This is a genomic window from Sphingobium subterraneum (genome assembly GCF_014199435.1).
GTDB lineage: Bacteria > Pseudomonadota > Alphaproteobacteria > Sphingomonadales > Sphingomonadaceae > Sphingobium > Sphingobium subterraneum.
This window is the reverse complement of sequence record NZ_JACIJP010000001.1, coordinates 747,819-762,203: the sequence shown is the minus strand read 5'-3', so window position 1 is coordinate 762,203 and position 14,385 is coordinate 747,819. Positions and strand designations below refer to the sequence as shown.

The window sequence follows — 14,385 nt, the reverse complement described above, 5'->3', positions numbered from 1 at the left end:
GTTCACAGGCCAAGAGGCCAGCGGACGATCAGCCGATCCAGAGGCTTCCTGCCCGGCGGAACATTTCCTGGATCAGCGGGTCGTTTTCGCTCGCCCTTATCGCCACCTCGAACTCGATCTGGCGCGCCGGGCGGGGCAGGATCTCCACCAGTGCCCCGCTGGCAAGTTCCGCCCGCACCATGGTTTCCGGCAGCACGGCGGCGCCTCCTCCATGGGCGATGATCTGGATCATGGTCCGGACGTTGTTGCATGTGCTGAGCGCGCGATGGGGAAGATGCCCGTCCGCAAGCGCGTCCCGCGTCACGCGGTAAAGGGGCGAGTGGCTGGCCAGCGACCAGACGGGCAGGGGGCGTGCAAACCCGCCTTTCGCCGCCGTTTCCGGGCTGGCGGCCCAGATCAGGGCGACAGAACCGATCGGCGCGGTGCGAATGCCCGGGCTTGCCACCGGACCGGCCAGGAACACGATGTCGTCGATGCCGGTCAGCACCCGTTCCAGCAGACGCGCGGTCAGATCGAGTTCGACTTCAAGCGTGACGGCAGGCAATTCGCGCTCAATCGCCTGAACGAAGCCGGGCAGGCAACTTGCGGCGGCAATCTCGCCCGCGCCGATCCGCACCAACCCGGCGGCACCTGCAAAATCGCTTGCCCCGAGCAGCGCCCGTTCCAGCCCCGCCCAGTGGGCCTCGCAATCCTGCACGAGGCGACGGCCCCGCGCGGTCAGGATCATGGTGCGCCCGTGGCGGCGGAACAGTTCGACGCCCAGCTGCTGCTCAATTTCACGCACGCGGGCCGATATGGCGGGCTGTGAGGTATTAAGCCGCGTTGCCGCGGCGCCGAATGTTCCGAGCTTTGCAATCCACAGCAACGTTTCGAGATGGTATAAAGCGATTCGTTTCATTCGGCTTATTTATCAATTTTCATAAAGATGAATTGCTATTTTTTATGAATGAAACTCGCTACGGCGAACGCGAGTAGGGAGTGAGAGGTTTATGGCGAACAAGATATATCCTGATGTGGAGTCGGCGCTGTCCGGCCTGTTGTTCGACGGCATGTTGATCGCCAGCGGTGGCTTCGGCCTGTGCGGCGTTCCCGAGCGCCTGATCGATGCGATCGAGGCATCCGGGGTCAAGGGCCTGACGATTGCCAGCAATAATGCGGGCGTCGACGGGCAGGGCCTCGGCAAGCTGCTGCGGGCACGGCAGGTCAAGAAGATGATCTCGTCCTATGTCGGGGAAAACAAGGAGTTCGAGCGTCAGTATCTCGCGGGCGAACTGGAAGTGGAATTCACGCCGCAGGGCACGCTGGCCGAGCGGATGCGCGCGGGCGGCGCTGGCATTCCCGGCTTCTACACCAAAACCGGCGTCGGGACGCTGGTCGCCGAGGGCAAGCCGACGATGGAATTCGACGGGCAGGAGTACATCCTTGAGCGGGGCATCGTCGCCGATCTGGCCGTGGTCAAGGGCTGGAAGGCCGACACATCCGGCAATGTCGTGTTCCGCAAGACCGCGCGCAATTTCAATGTGCCGGTTGCCCAGTGTGGCCGGGTAACGGTGGTCGAGGTGGAAGAGATTGTGCAGCCGGGCACGCTCGACCCCGATGCGATCCACCTTCCCGGCGTGTATGTGCAGCGCCTTATCCTGGGTGCGCCCTATGACAAGAAGATCGAATTCCGCACTGTGCGCGAAAGGGAGGCGGCATAATGACAACGCATGATGGTATCGCCAAGGGCTGGACCCGCGACCAGATGGCCGCTCGCGCCGCGCAGGAATTGCAGGACGGCTATTACGTCAATCTGGGCATCGGCATCCCGACGCTCGTGGCGAACCATGTTCCCGCAGGAATGGAAGTGACGCTCCAGAGCGAGAACGGCATGCTCGGTATCGGTCCCTTCCCCTATGCGGGCGAGGAAGATGCCGACCTGATCAACGCGGGCAAGCAGACGATCAGCGAACTGCCGACGTCCAGCTATTTCAGCTCGGCCGACAGCTTCGCGATGATCCGGGGCGGGCATATCGACCTTACCGTGCTGGGCGCGATGGAAGTGTCGGAAACCGGCGACATCGCCAACTGGATGATCCCGGGCAAGATGATCAAGGGCATGGGCGGCGCGATGGATCTCGTCGCGGGTGTCAAGAAGATCATCGTGGTGATGGAGCATACATCGAAGAACGGCGATCCGAAGTTCATTCCGGCCTGCACGTTGCCGCTGACCGGCAAGAATGTGGTCGATATGATCATCACCGACCTCGCCGTGTTCCGTCGCCCGGACCATGATAGCCCGTTCAAGCTGCTGGAAACGGCGCCCAGCGTCACGCCGGAGGAAGTGGCCGCCAAGACGACCGCGCATTATATCGTCTGATCCCTCGGGCGGAGGGCAGAAGTGGCGGCGCGCACCAGAAGGTGGGCGCCGCTGTTTTTGCGGGTGGGTCGCAGGTTAACCGATGCGGGCGGCAATGGCCTGCGCGAGGGCTTCCAGTCCTTCCGCATCGTCTGGCGTAAAGCGCGCCGGTTCCGGGCTGTCGAGGTCGATCACGGCAATCACCTGCCCGTCATGCAGCACCGGGACGACCAGTTCCGAACGGCTGTCGGCGTCGCAGGCGATATGGCCGGGAAACGCATGGACGTCCGCCACGAGCTGGGTTTCGCCACTGGCCGCCGCCGTCCCGCACACGCCCCGCCCCAAGGGAATGCGAATGCAGGCGGGCTTGCCGATGAACGGGCCGAGCACCAGTTCCCCGTCCACCATGCGATAGAAACCCGCCCAATTGAGACCGGGCAGGTACTGCCAGATCAGCGCGGCGACATTCGCCATGTTGGCGATGCTGTCCGCTTCGCCGTCTGTGATCGCCAGTGCTGCCACGCGCAACTCCGCGTGGCGCTCGCGCGGGGACAGGTCGGCGTCGGGAGAGAAGGCGTACATGGACCACCATGGGCAAGGGGAGGGCGAACGCACGGACTGCGTCCGCTGTCCCTATCAGCTGCGGGCGGCGCCGTCCAACGTCAGTCGGCTGTCCAGCCGCCATCGACGACGATACTGGTACCCGTCACCAGTGCGCTTGCCTCCGAGGCGAGGAACAGGGCGGCGCCCATCAGATCCTCGACATTACCCAGCCGCCCGAGCTTGATCTTGGCAAGCACGCTCGCCTTGAACTCGGCGTTCTCGAAGAAGGGCTTTGTCATCGGCGTTTCGATGAACGTCGGCGCGATGGTATTGGACCGGATGCCATGGCTGGCAAGGTCAAGCGCGAAGGCCTTGTTCATGCCCTCCAGCGCCCATTTCGACGTACAGTAAAGCGAGCGGTTCGGCCCGCCGACATGCCCCATCTGCGAGCCGATGTGGATGAGGCTGCCCGAGACCTTCTCCTCCACCATGCGCTTGACGCAGCTCTGTGCGACGAAGAAGGCGGACTTGACATTGAGGTTGACGACCGCGTCATAATCTTCTTCGCTGACGTCCCACATCGGCTTGGGCCGGTTGGTTCCTGCGTTGTTGACGAGGATATGATAGGCGGGGCGCGCGCCGAAGAAGGCGCGAATGGCCGCGATGTCGGACACGTCGAGGATCGCGGCTTCGGCGGTGCCGCCAGCGGCGCGGATCGCGTCTGCGGCTTCCTCGATCTCGCTGCCCGTACGGGCGACGAGCGTGACCGCTGCCCCCGCTTCGGCGAGCGCGGCGGCAAGCGCCAGCCCGATGCCACGCCCCGCCCCGGTCACGAGCGCGCGGCGACCGTCAAGCCGGAAGCTGGGGGTTCTGGGCAGCTCCATCCTACTCGGCCGCGACCAGGGGTTCGGCGCGCCCAGCATAGGGGACATCGCGATGGCCAAAGCGGCGTACCCGGATGTTGGCCTGCTCGCCATGTCCGGCGAAGCCCTCCAAAGCGCACAGGCGGCTGCAATATTCGCCGATCATCGCGGACGCCTCATCGGTCAGCACCCGCTGATAGGTGCAGGTCTTGAGAAACTTGCCGACCCACAGGCCGCCGGTGTAGCGCGCGGCCTTTTTCGTGGGGAGCGTGTGGTTTGTGCCGATCACCTTGTCACCATAGCTGACGTTGGTGCGGTTGCCCAGAAACAGTGCGCCATAGTTCGTCATGTTGTTCAGGAAATAATCGGGGTCGCGGGTCATCACCTGCACATGCTCGGATGCGATCTCGTCGGCGATGCGCACCATTTCCTCGTCATTTTCCGCAACGATCACTTCGCCATAGGCGTCCCACGCCTTGCGCGCGATTTCGGCGGTGGGGAGGATCTGAAGCAGCCGATCGATCTCGGCCATCGTCTCGCGGGCGAGCTTTTCCGAGGTAGTGAGAAGGATGGCGGGGCTGTCGGGGCCATGCTCTGCCTGACCCAGAAGGTCAGTGGCGGCGAGTTCGCCGTCGCAGCCGATCTCGTCCGCAATGACGAGCGTTTCGGTGGGGCCGGCGAACAGGTCGATGCCGACGCGGCCGAAAAGCTGGCGCTTGGCTTCCGCGACGAAGGCGTTGCCCGGACCGACGAGAATGTCGACGGGTGCGATCGACTGCGTGCCGATGCCCATGGCCGCGACCGCTTGGATCCCGCCAAGGCAATAGATTTCGTCCGCGCCGGCCATGGCCTGCGCCGCGACGATCGCCGGGGCGGGCTTGCCGTTGAACGGCGGCGCGCAGGTCACGACGCGCGGGACGCCCGCAACCTTGGCGGTGATCACGCTCATATGCGCGGAGGCGAGCAGCGGATATTTGCCGCCCGGCACGTAGCATCCCGCTGCGTTGAGTGGCAGGTTCTTGTGACCGAGCACGACGCCGGGGAGAGTTTCGACCTCCACATCCTTCATCGAATCGCGCTGGATCTGCGCGAAGTTGCGCACCTGGGTCTGGGCGAATTCGATGTCCTTGAGATCCTGACCGGACAGCTGGTCTATGCAGTCCTGGATCTCTGTCGGGGTCAGGCGGTAGCTGTCGCGATCCCACTTGTCGAACTTGATGGACAGGTCGCGCACCGCGTCGTCGCCGCGTGTTTCGATATCGGCGAGGATGCCCTCGACCGTGTCGCGCACGGAGCGGTCCCGATCCGCCTTCGCCTGCGCCGTTGCTCCTCGTTTCAGGTAGATCGCCATCGCTATTCCTTTTGCATACGTATGCAAATAAAATAGCGCGATGCGGTTCGAGGTCAAGCGGAATTGCGGACGATCAATTTTCCCGGGACCACGACCGCCTGCTCTTCGCCGGTTTCCCCCGCGATAAATGCGACGGCCCGCGCCACCATGTCGGCGACCGGTTGCGAGTAGGTTGTCAGGGAAAAGCTGGGCCAGGACGCCATCGGGATGTCGTCGAAACCGGCTACCGCGCATTGCGCACCCGGTTCGATCCCGAACTCGGCGCGCAGCGTTTCGATCGCGGCGATCGCCATCAGGTCGTTGGCGCAGAACAGGGCGTCGGGCTGATCCGAAGCGGAGGCAAAGAGCGCGCGAGTCGCTTCGATCGCGCCGTGGCGGCTGTAATGGCCGATGGCGCGACGCGGTGGTGGCAGTCCGCTGTCCGCGAGCGCCGCGAAGAAGGCCGCCTCGCGCTGGCGGCTGGTCGAGCTGTCATCATAGCCCGCCATGTACGCGATCCGTTTTCGGCCGGTCGCCAGAAAATGGCGGGCGATCGCAGTTGCTCCTGCCGCGTTGTCGCCGGTAACGGTGAACGCGGCGTGGTCTTCCTCGGTCGTGCGGTTGAACATGACAACGGGGATGTTGGACCGTGCGCATTCGGCGGCGAGTTTGGAGGACAGGTTCACGGCCATCAGGATGACGGCGCTCACCTTGTAACTCAGCAGTTCGGCGACCTGTTCATCGACGGTGGCGTTGGTCTTGGCCGTGAACAGCAGGATGCGCAGCCCGCGCGCGGCAAATTCCTCGGCGAAGCGGTCGAGGGCGTGGGCGAAGAAAGGATTTTCAAACTGGCCGAATACGACGCCCACCACCTTGGATGTGCCTTGAATGAGCGAGCGGGCAAGGATGTTGGGTCGATAGCCAAGCTGGTCCGCGGCCGCGATGATCTTCTCGCGCTTGTCGGGGGATATGCTGGCCCCGGCCGTGAAGGCCCGCGACACGGCGGACTGGGATACGCCAGCCAGACGCGCCACATCGTGCGCTGTGGGATTGCGAAAGGAGGGGGCGTCGGACATGAACAGGCTTCTATCTGTTTCGAGCATAACAACAACCCGAAGTTGCATATTTGTCTCAGTTATCGCTCCGGCCCCCACAGATCGAGTTTGGAAATCTCCGGTCTTTCCAGTTGGTTATAAATCCGTGCGCCAATTCCATAGGATATTACCTATGGTTCGTATAAATTTTATCGCGCTAGACCACGGGTTTGGGCGGGCGTAGTTCCCATAACTGGAAATGAGGTTGAGTGCCCGGAACGCCCGGGCAGTTGCCGATGATTTCACGTGCGGCTGACACAGCTGCGATCGACGCAGATGCCAGCTGACTTCAGAAACGGAAAGGGGAGGTTATGAATAACCACAACGAAACACTACGGCATTTGACGGGCGGGGCCTTTGCCCGCAAGCTGTCCTGCGCGCTGCTGGTCTGCACTGGCATGACGCCGCTGACGGCGATTGCCCAGGACGCCACCACACCCGCCGCAGCCGCGGCTCCGGCCGACGAAGCGTCGGGGGAAACGCAGCTTCAGGATATCGTCGTCACCGCGCAGCGCCGCGAGCAGAAGCTTCAGGACGTTCCGGTCGCGGTCACCGCTTTTGGCGCTGCCGCGCTTCAGGCCAGCGGCGTTTCGAGCGTCAAGGATCTGGCGCACGTCGATCCTTCGCTGAACATCCCGCAGGTCGTCGGCGTGTATTTGCCGTTCCTGCGCGGTATCGGCAACCCGGCCGCGGGCAATCTGGGCAACGAGTCCAGCGTCCCGGTCTATATTGACGACATGTATTACACCCGCCTCTCGACGGCGTTTCTCGCGATCAACAGCATCGAGCGCGTCGAAGTGCTTAAGGGACCGCAGGGTACCCTGTTCGGCCGCAACTCGTCGGGTGGCGCAATCCAGATGTTCACCAAGGATCCGGGCAGCAAGACGGAAGTCAGCGGAACGCTGGGCTATGCCAATTATCAGCGGCTGAGCGGGCAGCTCTATGTCTCCGCACCACTGACCGATACGCTGGGCTGGAACCTGTCGGTCGCCGGGACGGATCAGAGCAAGGGCTGGGGCAAGAGCCTCGCCGACGGGCATGAGATCTTCAAGGAGAAGGTGGCGTCGGTGCGGTCCAAATTGCTCTGGGAACCGAGCGATGCGACCCGCGTGAAGCTGACCGGCTTCTACGCCTATTCCAAGGGCGATATCGGCATGGTGAACGACCGCCACAGCGGCACCTATGCGTCGAGTGCGATGTTCCCTTCGGCGGTTCCGGGCTATCCCTTCCCGGCGGTCAAGCTGCCGTCGCTGGCCGACGTGCCGGGCGCGAACTTCTATGACACGCGCTCCAACACGCCGCAGTTCGCGCGGGCGGAAGGCTATGGCGCGACGCTGCGCATCGACCAGGATCTGGGCTTTGCCGATGGCGTGTCCATCACCGGATTCCGCAATACCAAGGAACTGATCCGGCTCGACGCGGACATCACTGCGCAGAACCTCATCAACGGCGATCTCAACAGCAAGGACCGTCAGTTCACGCAGGAATTCCAGCTCAAGTCGAAGCGTGGCAGCGACATCAGCTGGATTTTGGGCGCCTATTATCTCAACAGCAATGTGAAATACAATCCGATCATCCTTTATGGCGATGCGTTCGGTGGCGGCACGGCGGAGATCCGTTCGCAGCAGATCGTCAACAGCTACTCGCTGTTCGGACAGGCGACGGTGCCGATCGGCGCGCAGACCAATTTCACCGGCGGCTTGCGCTACAACATCGATGACCTCAAGGGACGCGAGCCGGGCCGCGAGGACTCCGAGGCGTTCAAGAAGCTGACGTGGAAAGCGGTGCTCGATCACCACTTTACCGACGATATCATGGCCTATGCGTCGGTCAGCCGGGGATACAAGTCAGCGGCGTACAAGACCTTCCCGCTGGGCAAGTCGCCGGTTCTGCCGGAAATCATCGATGCCTATGAGCTCGGCCTCAAGACCGAATTGTTCGACCGTCATGTCCGCCTGAACGGCTCGCTGTTCTGGAACGACATCAAGAACCCGCAGGTTCTGTCGGTCATCTCGGTCGGCGGCATTCCGCAGATCGACCTGTCCAACGCCCAGAAGGCGCGGGTCAAGGGCGGTGAAATCAGCATCGATGTGGCGGCGGCGCGTGGCCTCACCCTGCGCGGTGCGCTCACCTACCTCGACGGCAAATATCTCAGCTTCACCAATGCGCCCTTCTACTGCCTGAACGGCACGACGGCGGTGGGCCTGCCGGAAGGTGTGACCTGCCCCGCGCAGACTGCCCGAGGTGCGAGCGGCAATCGCCTGCCGAACGTCGCCAAGGTCAGCTTCGACCTGGGCGCGAACTACACGGTCGATACGGGCGTGGGCAAATGGGTGGCGGACGCCAGCCTGTCGCACACCGGCCGGTTCGCGTGGAACCCGGACAATTATGTGTTCGAGAAGGCTGTGACGCTGATCAACGCCTCGCTCAGCCTGACGCCGGACACGCTGGACTGGTTGACCATCGGCATCTGGGGCAAGAACCTGGGCGGCGTGGAATATTACTCGATCAGCCAGGAATCGACCGGGCTTCTGGGCACGGCCGGGTTCCAGGCCGGTGCGGCCGCACCGCGCACCTATGGCGGTACGGTATCGTTCAAGTTCTGATAACGACGGGCGCCGGGGGCAACCTTGGCGCCCGCCCGTTTACGGCATTGGGGGGCATCGTTTCGGGGCATCCGCTCCACCAAGGGTGATCAATGGGCAAGCAGATCCTCATCAATGCTTTCTATATGGCGTCGCCCGCGCAGGCATGGACCGGGCTGTGGGCGCACCCGCGAGCGCAGGGCGAGCGTTATAACGACCTTGCCACCTGGATCGAACTGGCTCGCACCGCCGAACAGGGTCTGATCGACGGCATTTTCCTGGCCGATACCCTAGGCGTGACCGATGTGTATCAGGGCAAGCCCGACGCGATCATGCGGTCGGGCGGGATGTTTCCCTCGAACGATCCGATGATGCTGATCCCCGCGATGGCAACGGTTACCGAGCATCTCTGCTTTGGGGTGACGGCGAACACCACCTACGAGCCGCCTTATCTGCTGGCGCGTCGCCTTTCCACGCTCGATCACCTGACAAAGGGTCGTTTGAGCTGGAATGTGGTGACGGGGATCCTCGCGTCGACCGCGCGGGCGATGGGGGTCGAGCCGGTGCCGCACGACCAGCGCTACGACCGTGCCGACGATTATATGGATCTCGTCTACAAGCTGTGGGAGCAGAGCTGGGCCGATGACGCCGCCGTGCGTGACAAGGCCGCCCGGGTGTTTACAGACCCCGCGCGGGTGCGCAAGATCAGGCATGACGGCCATTATCGCAGCGAGGGCTATCATCTGTGCGAACCCTCGCCGCAGCGCACGCCCTTGATCTATGCCGCCGGTTCGTCGGGGCGGGGTTCGGTTTTCGCGGGCAAGCATGCCGAGGCGGCCTTCACCGCCGCCAATGACAAGGCGGCCGCCAAGCGGATCGTTGCGGCGTATCGCAAGGCCGCCGAGCAGGCGGGGCGTGGCCCTGATGACGTCAAGGTGTTCAACGCCACCACGGTGATCGTCGCGCCCACGGAAGCGGAAGCGCGCGACCGCAAGCGGGTGTATGCGGAATACAGCAGCGAGGAAGGCAATCTCGCGATGATGTCGTCCTTCCTTGGCATCGATCTTTCCCGCTACGATCCCGACGATCCGATCGAATATGTCGAAAGCAACGCAATGCAGACGGCGGTCGAGGCGATGACCAAATATAATGGCGGCCGGAAGGTGCGGGTGCGCGATATTGCCGCGTTCGAGGACTTGCCAGGCCGCGAGCCGTTCATCGTCGGCTCGCCCGCGCAGGTGGCCGAGACGATGATCGATTGGGTGGACGAAACCGGTCTGGATGGCTTCAACCTCGTCCGTACGGTAGAGCCGGAGGGAATGAAGTCGTTCATTGATCTCGTTGTTCCGGAATTGCAGACGCGCGGACGTTACAAGACCGAATATGCGCCGGGGACCATGCGGGAAAAGATGTTCCCTGAGGGGAATGGACGCCTGCCCGCCAATCATTATGGCGCAGGCTTTCGGCGGCCCTTTTAGAGAATTCAGAAAACAGGACGTGTGACATGCAGGAACTCCCGATGGATCTGGAGACGTTCAAGCGCTGGAATATCGGCGACATCCGCGTAACGCGGGTGCTCGAACTGCCGCCGACGGCGTTTGACCCGGCGATCTTCATTCAGGCGACGCGGGACGATGTGCTGGCGCATAATGACTGGCTGTGCCCGTCCTTCACGACGGAAGAGGGGGACATAATCCTCCATTTTCAGTCGTTTATCATCGAAGCGGGCGGCAAGCGGATCATGGTCGACCCATGCATTGGCAACGACAAGCCGCGTGGCCATCCGCTGCTCGACCGGCTCGACAATCCGTTTCTCGAACGCATCGAGCGCGCCGGTTTTCCTCGCGAGAGTATCGACTATGTGCTGTGCACGCATCTGCATGTCGACCATTGCGGGTGGAACACGATGCTGGTGGACGGCGAGTGGGTGCCGACTTTCCCCAACGCCCGCTATCTGTTTGCGCGCGGCGAGGTCGATTTCGCACAGGCCGAGACGGACGGGGACGCTCCCGCCATTTTTGCGGACTCGGTCAAGCCGATCCTCGATGCGGGGCTCGCCGACACGGTGGACCCCGGTGATGCGATTGTCGAGGGCGTGACGCTCAAGGCGACGCCTGGCCATACGCCGCACCATTGCTCGATCGTGCTGACCTCGCGGGGCGAGGAAGCGATCATCACCGGCGACGTGATCCATCATCCGCTGCAGGCCGCGTTGCCGCACATATCAAGCAATTTCTGCTGGGACGATGCGACATCGATCGCCACGCGGCGCGGCATTCTGGAGCATGCGGCCAGTCACGACATCCTGTTGCTGGTCGCCCATTTCGCAGGATCGTCCGGCGTGACGGTTAAGGCCGATGGCGATGTGTGGACGGTCGAGGAAACCTGAGGACGGGTCCGGCGGACGAACAATAAGATGCGGACGGCCATCGTACCGCCCGACAGGAGAAGCATGGCATGAGCAATAATCCCGTTTTCAGCGACAACAGGCTCAAGCTCGGCACGTTCTGCACCAACGGACGCGGCACGACGCACTCGCTGGCGCCCGAGGCGAACCAGTTGACCTGGGCGCAGGCGGTCGAGGTCGCGCAGGAGGTCGACCGGGCGGGGTTCGAGGCGATCGTCCCCTTTGCGCGCTGGAAAGGCTATATCAAGGACAAGCCCGGCCATGTGTCCGGTGAGGTGCTCGATCCGTTCACCTGGGCCGCCGCGATTGCGCAGGCGACCAAGCACGCGGGTGTATTCGTGACATCGCACGCCCCGACCATCCACCCCATCGTCGCCGCCAAGCAGACCGCGACAATCGACATCATCTCCAACGGTCGGCTGGCCCTCAACGTCGTGGGCGGATGGAACCGGCCGGAGCTGGAGATGTTCGGCGCGCCGCTGCGCGAGCATGACGCGCGCTACGACTATCTCGCCGAATGGCTGGGCGTGCTGCAGCGCCTGTGGACGTCCGGCGAGGAGTTCGACCATCATGGCGAATTCTTCGACATCATCGCGGGCTATTCCAACCCCAAGCCGGTGCAGCGGCCGCATCCGCCGATCATGAACGCGGGGCATTCGGATCGTGGGATGCGCTTTGCGTGCGAGCATGCCGATCTGTGCTTCATCGGCATCCGATCGGAAGATCCCGAAAGCGTGCGGGCCGAGGTCGATAAATACAAGCGGACCGCCCGCGAGCAATTTGGCCGCGAGGTGCAGGTGTGGGCCCATACCTATGTCGTTCAGCGCGACACGCAGAAGGAATCGGACGACTACGTCCATTATTATGCTGTCGAGCATCAGGACCGGGAAAGCATCGACGGGCTGATCAGCCTGTCCGTGCCGGAGGTGAAGGACATGCCGCGTGAGGCATGGGAAGCAGTGCGGACGCGCTATGCGGCGGGCTATGGCGGGTTTCCGCTGGTCGGCACGCCGGAACGGATCGTCGAAAAGCTCAGCATGCTTTCCGGTGCAGGGCTCGACGGTGTGCTGCTGACATGGATCGACTTTGTCGAAGGCACAAAAACGTTCGTCCGGGATGTGCTGCCCCTGATGGAGCAGGCGGGCCTGCGCAAACCATTCGCGCATGCCTGACGTCTCCGGTTCCGTCTACAGCCGCAGTTTGGCGATGCCGTTCGCCTCGTCTTCGTCTGCTATGCCGCCCGTCACGGTGCGCATCTTGGCGGTTCGCCAGCGGCCGGACGAGACGACATCCATCACCTGTTCCGTCAGATAGCGCTCGAACATCGATACGGCGGCTGTTTTGGGCCGACTCTTCGGTGTCGCGATCGCCCAGGTCATCGAGGCGTCGGTCAGCGGAATGGCCTCGAACGCCGTGTCGAACCCGGTGGCGGGCAGTGCGCACGCGGACAGGATCGTATAGCCCAGCCCGCGCGCGACAAGCGGAAGGATGTTGGTCGAGGGCGTTTCCATGATCGCGTTCAGCGTGCCGCCCGACGCGACCATCGCGCGGTCGATCCGCCGCATCACCATGGTCAGGTTGAGCGGGAGGATCATCGGATAATGGGCAATGTCCTTCAGGCTGACCGCACCCAGCTTGTTGAGATCCGACCCGGCGGGGCCGAGCAGAAACACGTCGTCTTCGACAAGGTCCTTGGACCAGAAGCTGTCCTGTTCGTCGGTTTCGACCAGGACCGCGAGCTGGAGCTCGTTGGCGCTCATCGCCTCCGCCAGGGCTTCGCTCGCGTTGACCGTAAGCTTGATATAGACATCCGGAAAATCCCGGCGGAACCGCTCTATAACGGGGTAGGTGACGAGTTCCGACCAGGAGATCGGCATGCCGATGGAAAGGGTGCCATGCGGCCGGGTCTGGCTGGTTTCGAGCTGGCTTTGCAGGCCGTCGATCTGGTCGATGAGGATTTCCGCTTTCAGGCGCAGAGTCTTGCCCGCCTCGGTCAGGATAACGCCCCGGCCGTGGCGCATGAACAGCGGTAGTCCGAAATGCTCCTCCAGATGCCGGAGATGCTGCGTGAGCGAGGGCTGCGTAATATGGAGGCCCAGCGCCGCGCGGGTAATGCTGCCATATTCGGCGACCTTCAGGAAATAGCGTAGGCTGCGCAGGTTCACGGGCAACTCCCATCGCGAAAAGGATGGCGCCTATGCGCTCCTTCTCCTTGTCGTTATCGCGCAGTCTCTGCCCCGTCCATAGGTTATTACCTATAGCTTGCATAATTTTTATCGCGCTAGTCCCGCAAGTCGCTCCGGCATATCCTCCATCCATACTGCCGCTTTGCGCGGATCACGGATCGGGACGACAATCAGGCGCCGGGTGGAATCAACGGCGGCCGATTGAGAGGAGAACACATGGCAGGGTTTGAGGGAAAAGCGGCGTTCGTCACGGGAGCCGGCAGCGGCATCGGCCGGGCCACCAGCCTCGCGCTGGCGTCACGCGGCGCGTTCGTGTGGGTGACCGACTTCGACAAGGCGGGAGCCGACGGCACGGTCGACCTGATCCGCAAGGCGGGTGGCAGCGCATCGGCCATCGCGCTCGACGTCCGGCACGAGGCCGAATGGGAAGCCGCGCTCGCAGAGGTCGACGCGCATGGCGTGCCGCTCGGTGTGCTCGTCAACTGCGCGGGCAAGAACATCATCACCGATACCTTCACGATGCCGCTTGAGGATTTCCGGTTCCTGCTCTCCGTCAATGTGGAAAGCGCGTTTCTCGGCATGAAACTGGGCATCCCCCGGATCGCCAAGTCCGGCGGCGGGGCCGTGGTCAACATCTCGTCAATCATGGGGCTGAAGGGCCAGGCGCGCATGGCGGGCTATTGCGGCGCAAAGGGCGCGGTGCGGATGATGACCAAGGCGATCGCGCTGGAATGTGCGGAACTGCGCAACAATGTGCGCGTCAATTCGCTTCATCCCGGTATCGTCGACACCCCGGCCTGGCACAAGCACAGCAGTGACGAGGCGGGCATGCTCGGTGGGGCAACCGGAGCCGGCGCCGCGCCGAAGCTCGACGCGCATGAAGTCGCCAAGACGATGGTGCCGATCGGCGTTGCCGCTTCTGCCGAGGAAATAGCGGAAACCGTGTGCTTCCTCGCATCCGACGCTGCGCGCCACATTACCGGCGCGGAAATCGTCATCGATGGCGGCATGACGGCGGACTGAATGAGCGAAGGCAAGC

The 14,385-nt window shown here is 63.1% G+C and carries 13 protein-coding genes; 7 read left to right on the top strand and 6 right to left on the bottom strand.

Annotation, left to right across the window (positions count from 1 at the left end; translation table 11 throughout):
- Positions 1-28: 28 nt before the first annotated feature.
- The gene (locus tag FHS92_RS03635) at positions 29-898 is read right to left on the bottom strand and encodes a LysR family transcriptional regulator (protein ID WP_184077613.1); all 870 of its coding nucleotides are present in this window, start codon (positions 896-898) and stop codon (positions 29-31) included.
- Positions 899-989: 91 nt separating this feature from the next.
- On the opposite strand from FHS92_RS03635, the gene FHS92_RS03630 reads away from it, so the two are divergent.
- Both FHS92_RS03630 and FHS92_RS03625 read left to right on the top strand, forming a co-directional pair.
- Positions 990-1,700 (top strand): CoA transferase subunit A, encoded by a 711-nt coding sequence (locus tag FHS92_RS03630; protein ID WP_184077611.1) that lies wholly within the window; start codon positions 990-992, stop codon positions 1,698-1,700.
- Entirely contained in the window at positions 1,700-2,359 is a 660-nt protein-coding gene (locus tag FHS92_RS03625; RefSeq protein ID WP_246351751.1) for a CoA transferase subunit B, read from the top strand. Before FHS92_RS03630 ends, FHS92_RS03625 begins: the two co-directional genes overlap by 1 nt.
- A gap of 75 nt (positions 2,360-2,434) precedes the next feature.
- On the opposite strand, the gene FHS92_RS03620 is transcribed toward FHS92_RS03625, so the two are convergent.
- The 4 genes from FHS92_RS03620 to FHS92_RS03605 all read right to left on the bottom strand — a co-directional run bounded on the left by FHS92_RS03620 (position 2,435) and on the right by FHS92_RS03605 (position 6,150).
- Positions 2,435-2,920, bottom strand: a complete 486-nt coding sequence (locus tag FHS92_RS03620; protein WP_184077609.1) for a GAF domain-containing protein — start codon at positions 2,918-2,920, stop codon at positions 2,435-2,437.
- An 80-nt stretch (positions 2,921-3,000) separates the two neighbouring features.
- A complete protein-coding gene (locus FHS92_RS03615) occupies positions 3,001-3,765 on the bottom strand; it encodes an SDR family NAD(P)-dependent oxidoreductase (RefSeq protein ID WP_184077607.1) in 765 nt (254 codons plus the stop codon).
- A gap of 1 nt (position 3,766) precedes the next feature.
- Positions 3,767-5,095 carry a histidinol dehydrogenase gene (gene hisD, locus FHS92_RS03610; protein ID WP_184077605.1) on the bottom strand — a complete coding sequence of 443 codons (1,329 nt, stop codon included), beginning with the start codon at positions 5,093-5,095 and terminating at the stop codon, positions 3,767-3,769.
- 53 nt (positions 5,096-5,148) lie between these two features.
- Positions 5,149-6,150 carry a LacI family DNA-binding transcriptional regulator gene (locus FHS92_RS03605; protein WP_184077603.1) on the bottom strand — a complete coding sequence of 334 codons (1,002 nt, stop codon included), beginning with the start codon at positions 6,148-6,150 and terminating at the stop codon, positions 5,149-5,151.
- Positions 6,151-6,479: 329 nt separating this feature from the next.
- On the opposite strand from FHS92_RS03605, the gene FHS92_RS03600 reads away from it, so the two are divergent.
- From FHS92_RS03600 to FHS92_RS03585, 4 genes are all read left to right on the top strand, one after another.
- Positions 6,480-8,774, top strand: coding sequence for a TonB-dependent receptor (locus tag FHS92_RS03600; protein WP_184077601.1), 2,295 nt, complete (start codon positions 6,480-6,482; stop codon positions 8,772-8,774).
- A 92-nt stretch (positions 8,775-8,866) separates the two neighbouring features.
- Positions 8,867-10,231 carry an LLM class flavin-dependent oxidoreductase gene (locus tag FHS92_RS03595; RefSeq protein WP_184077599.1) on the top strand — a complete coding sequence of 455 codons (1,365 nt, stop codon included), beginning with the start codon at positions 8,867-8,869 and terminating at the stop codon, positions 10,229-10,231.
- A 26-nt stretch (positions 10,232-10,257) separates the two neighbouring features.
- The gene (locus tag FHS92_RS03590) at positions 10,258-11,142 is read left to right on the top strand and encodes an MBL fold metallo-hydrolase (RefSeq protein WP_184077597.1); all 885 of its coding nucleotides are present in this window, start codon (positions 10,258-10,260) and stop codon (positions 11,140-11,142) included.
- Positions 11,143-11,210: 68 nt separating this feature from the next.
- Positions 11,211-12,332 carry an LLM class flavin-dependent oxidoreductase gene (locus FHS92_RS03585; protein WP_184077595.1) on the top strand — a complete coding sequence of 374 codons (1,122 nt, stop codon included), beginning with the start codon at positions 11,211-11,213 and terminating at the stop codon, positions 12,330-12,332.
- A 15-nt stretch (positions 12,333-12,347) separates the two neighbouring features.
- Here the strand turns inward: FHS92_RS03585 and FHS92_RS03580 are convergent, their stop codons facing one another.
- Positions 12,348-13,325, bottom strand: a complete 978-nt coding sequence (locus tag FHS92_RS03580; protein ID WP_184077593.1) for a LysR substrate-binding domain-containing protein — start codon at positions 13,323-13,325, stop codon at positions 12,348-12,350.
- 237 nt (positions 13,326-13,562) lie between these two features.
- Here FHS92_RS03580 and FHS92_RS03575 point away from each other — a divergent pair, with 237 nt between their 5' ends.
- Positions 13,563-14,369, top strand: coding sequence for an SDR family NAD(P)-dependent oxidoreductase (locus FHS92_RS03575; RefSeq protein ID WP_184077591.1), 807 nt, complete (start codon positions 13,563-13,565; stop codon positions 14,367-14,369).
- Positions 14,370-14,385 lie beyond the last annotated feature (16 nt).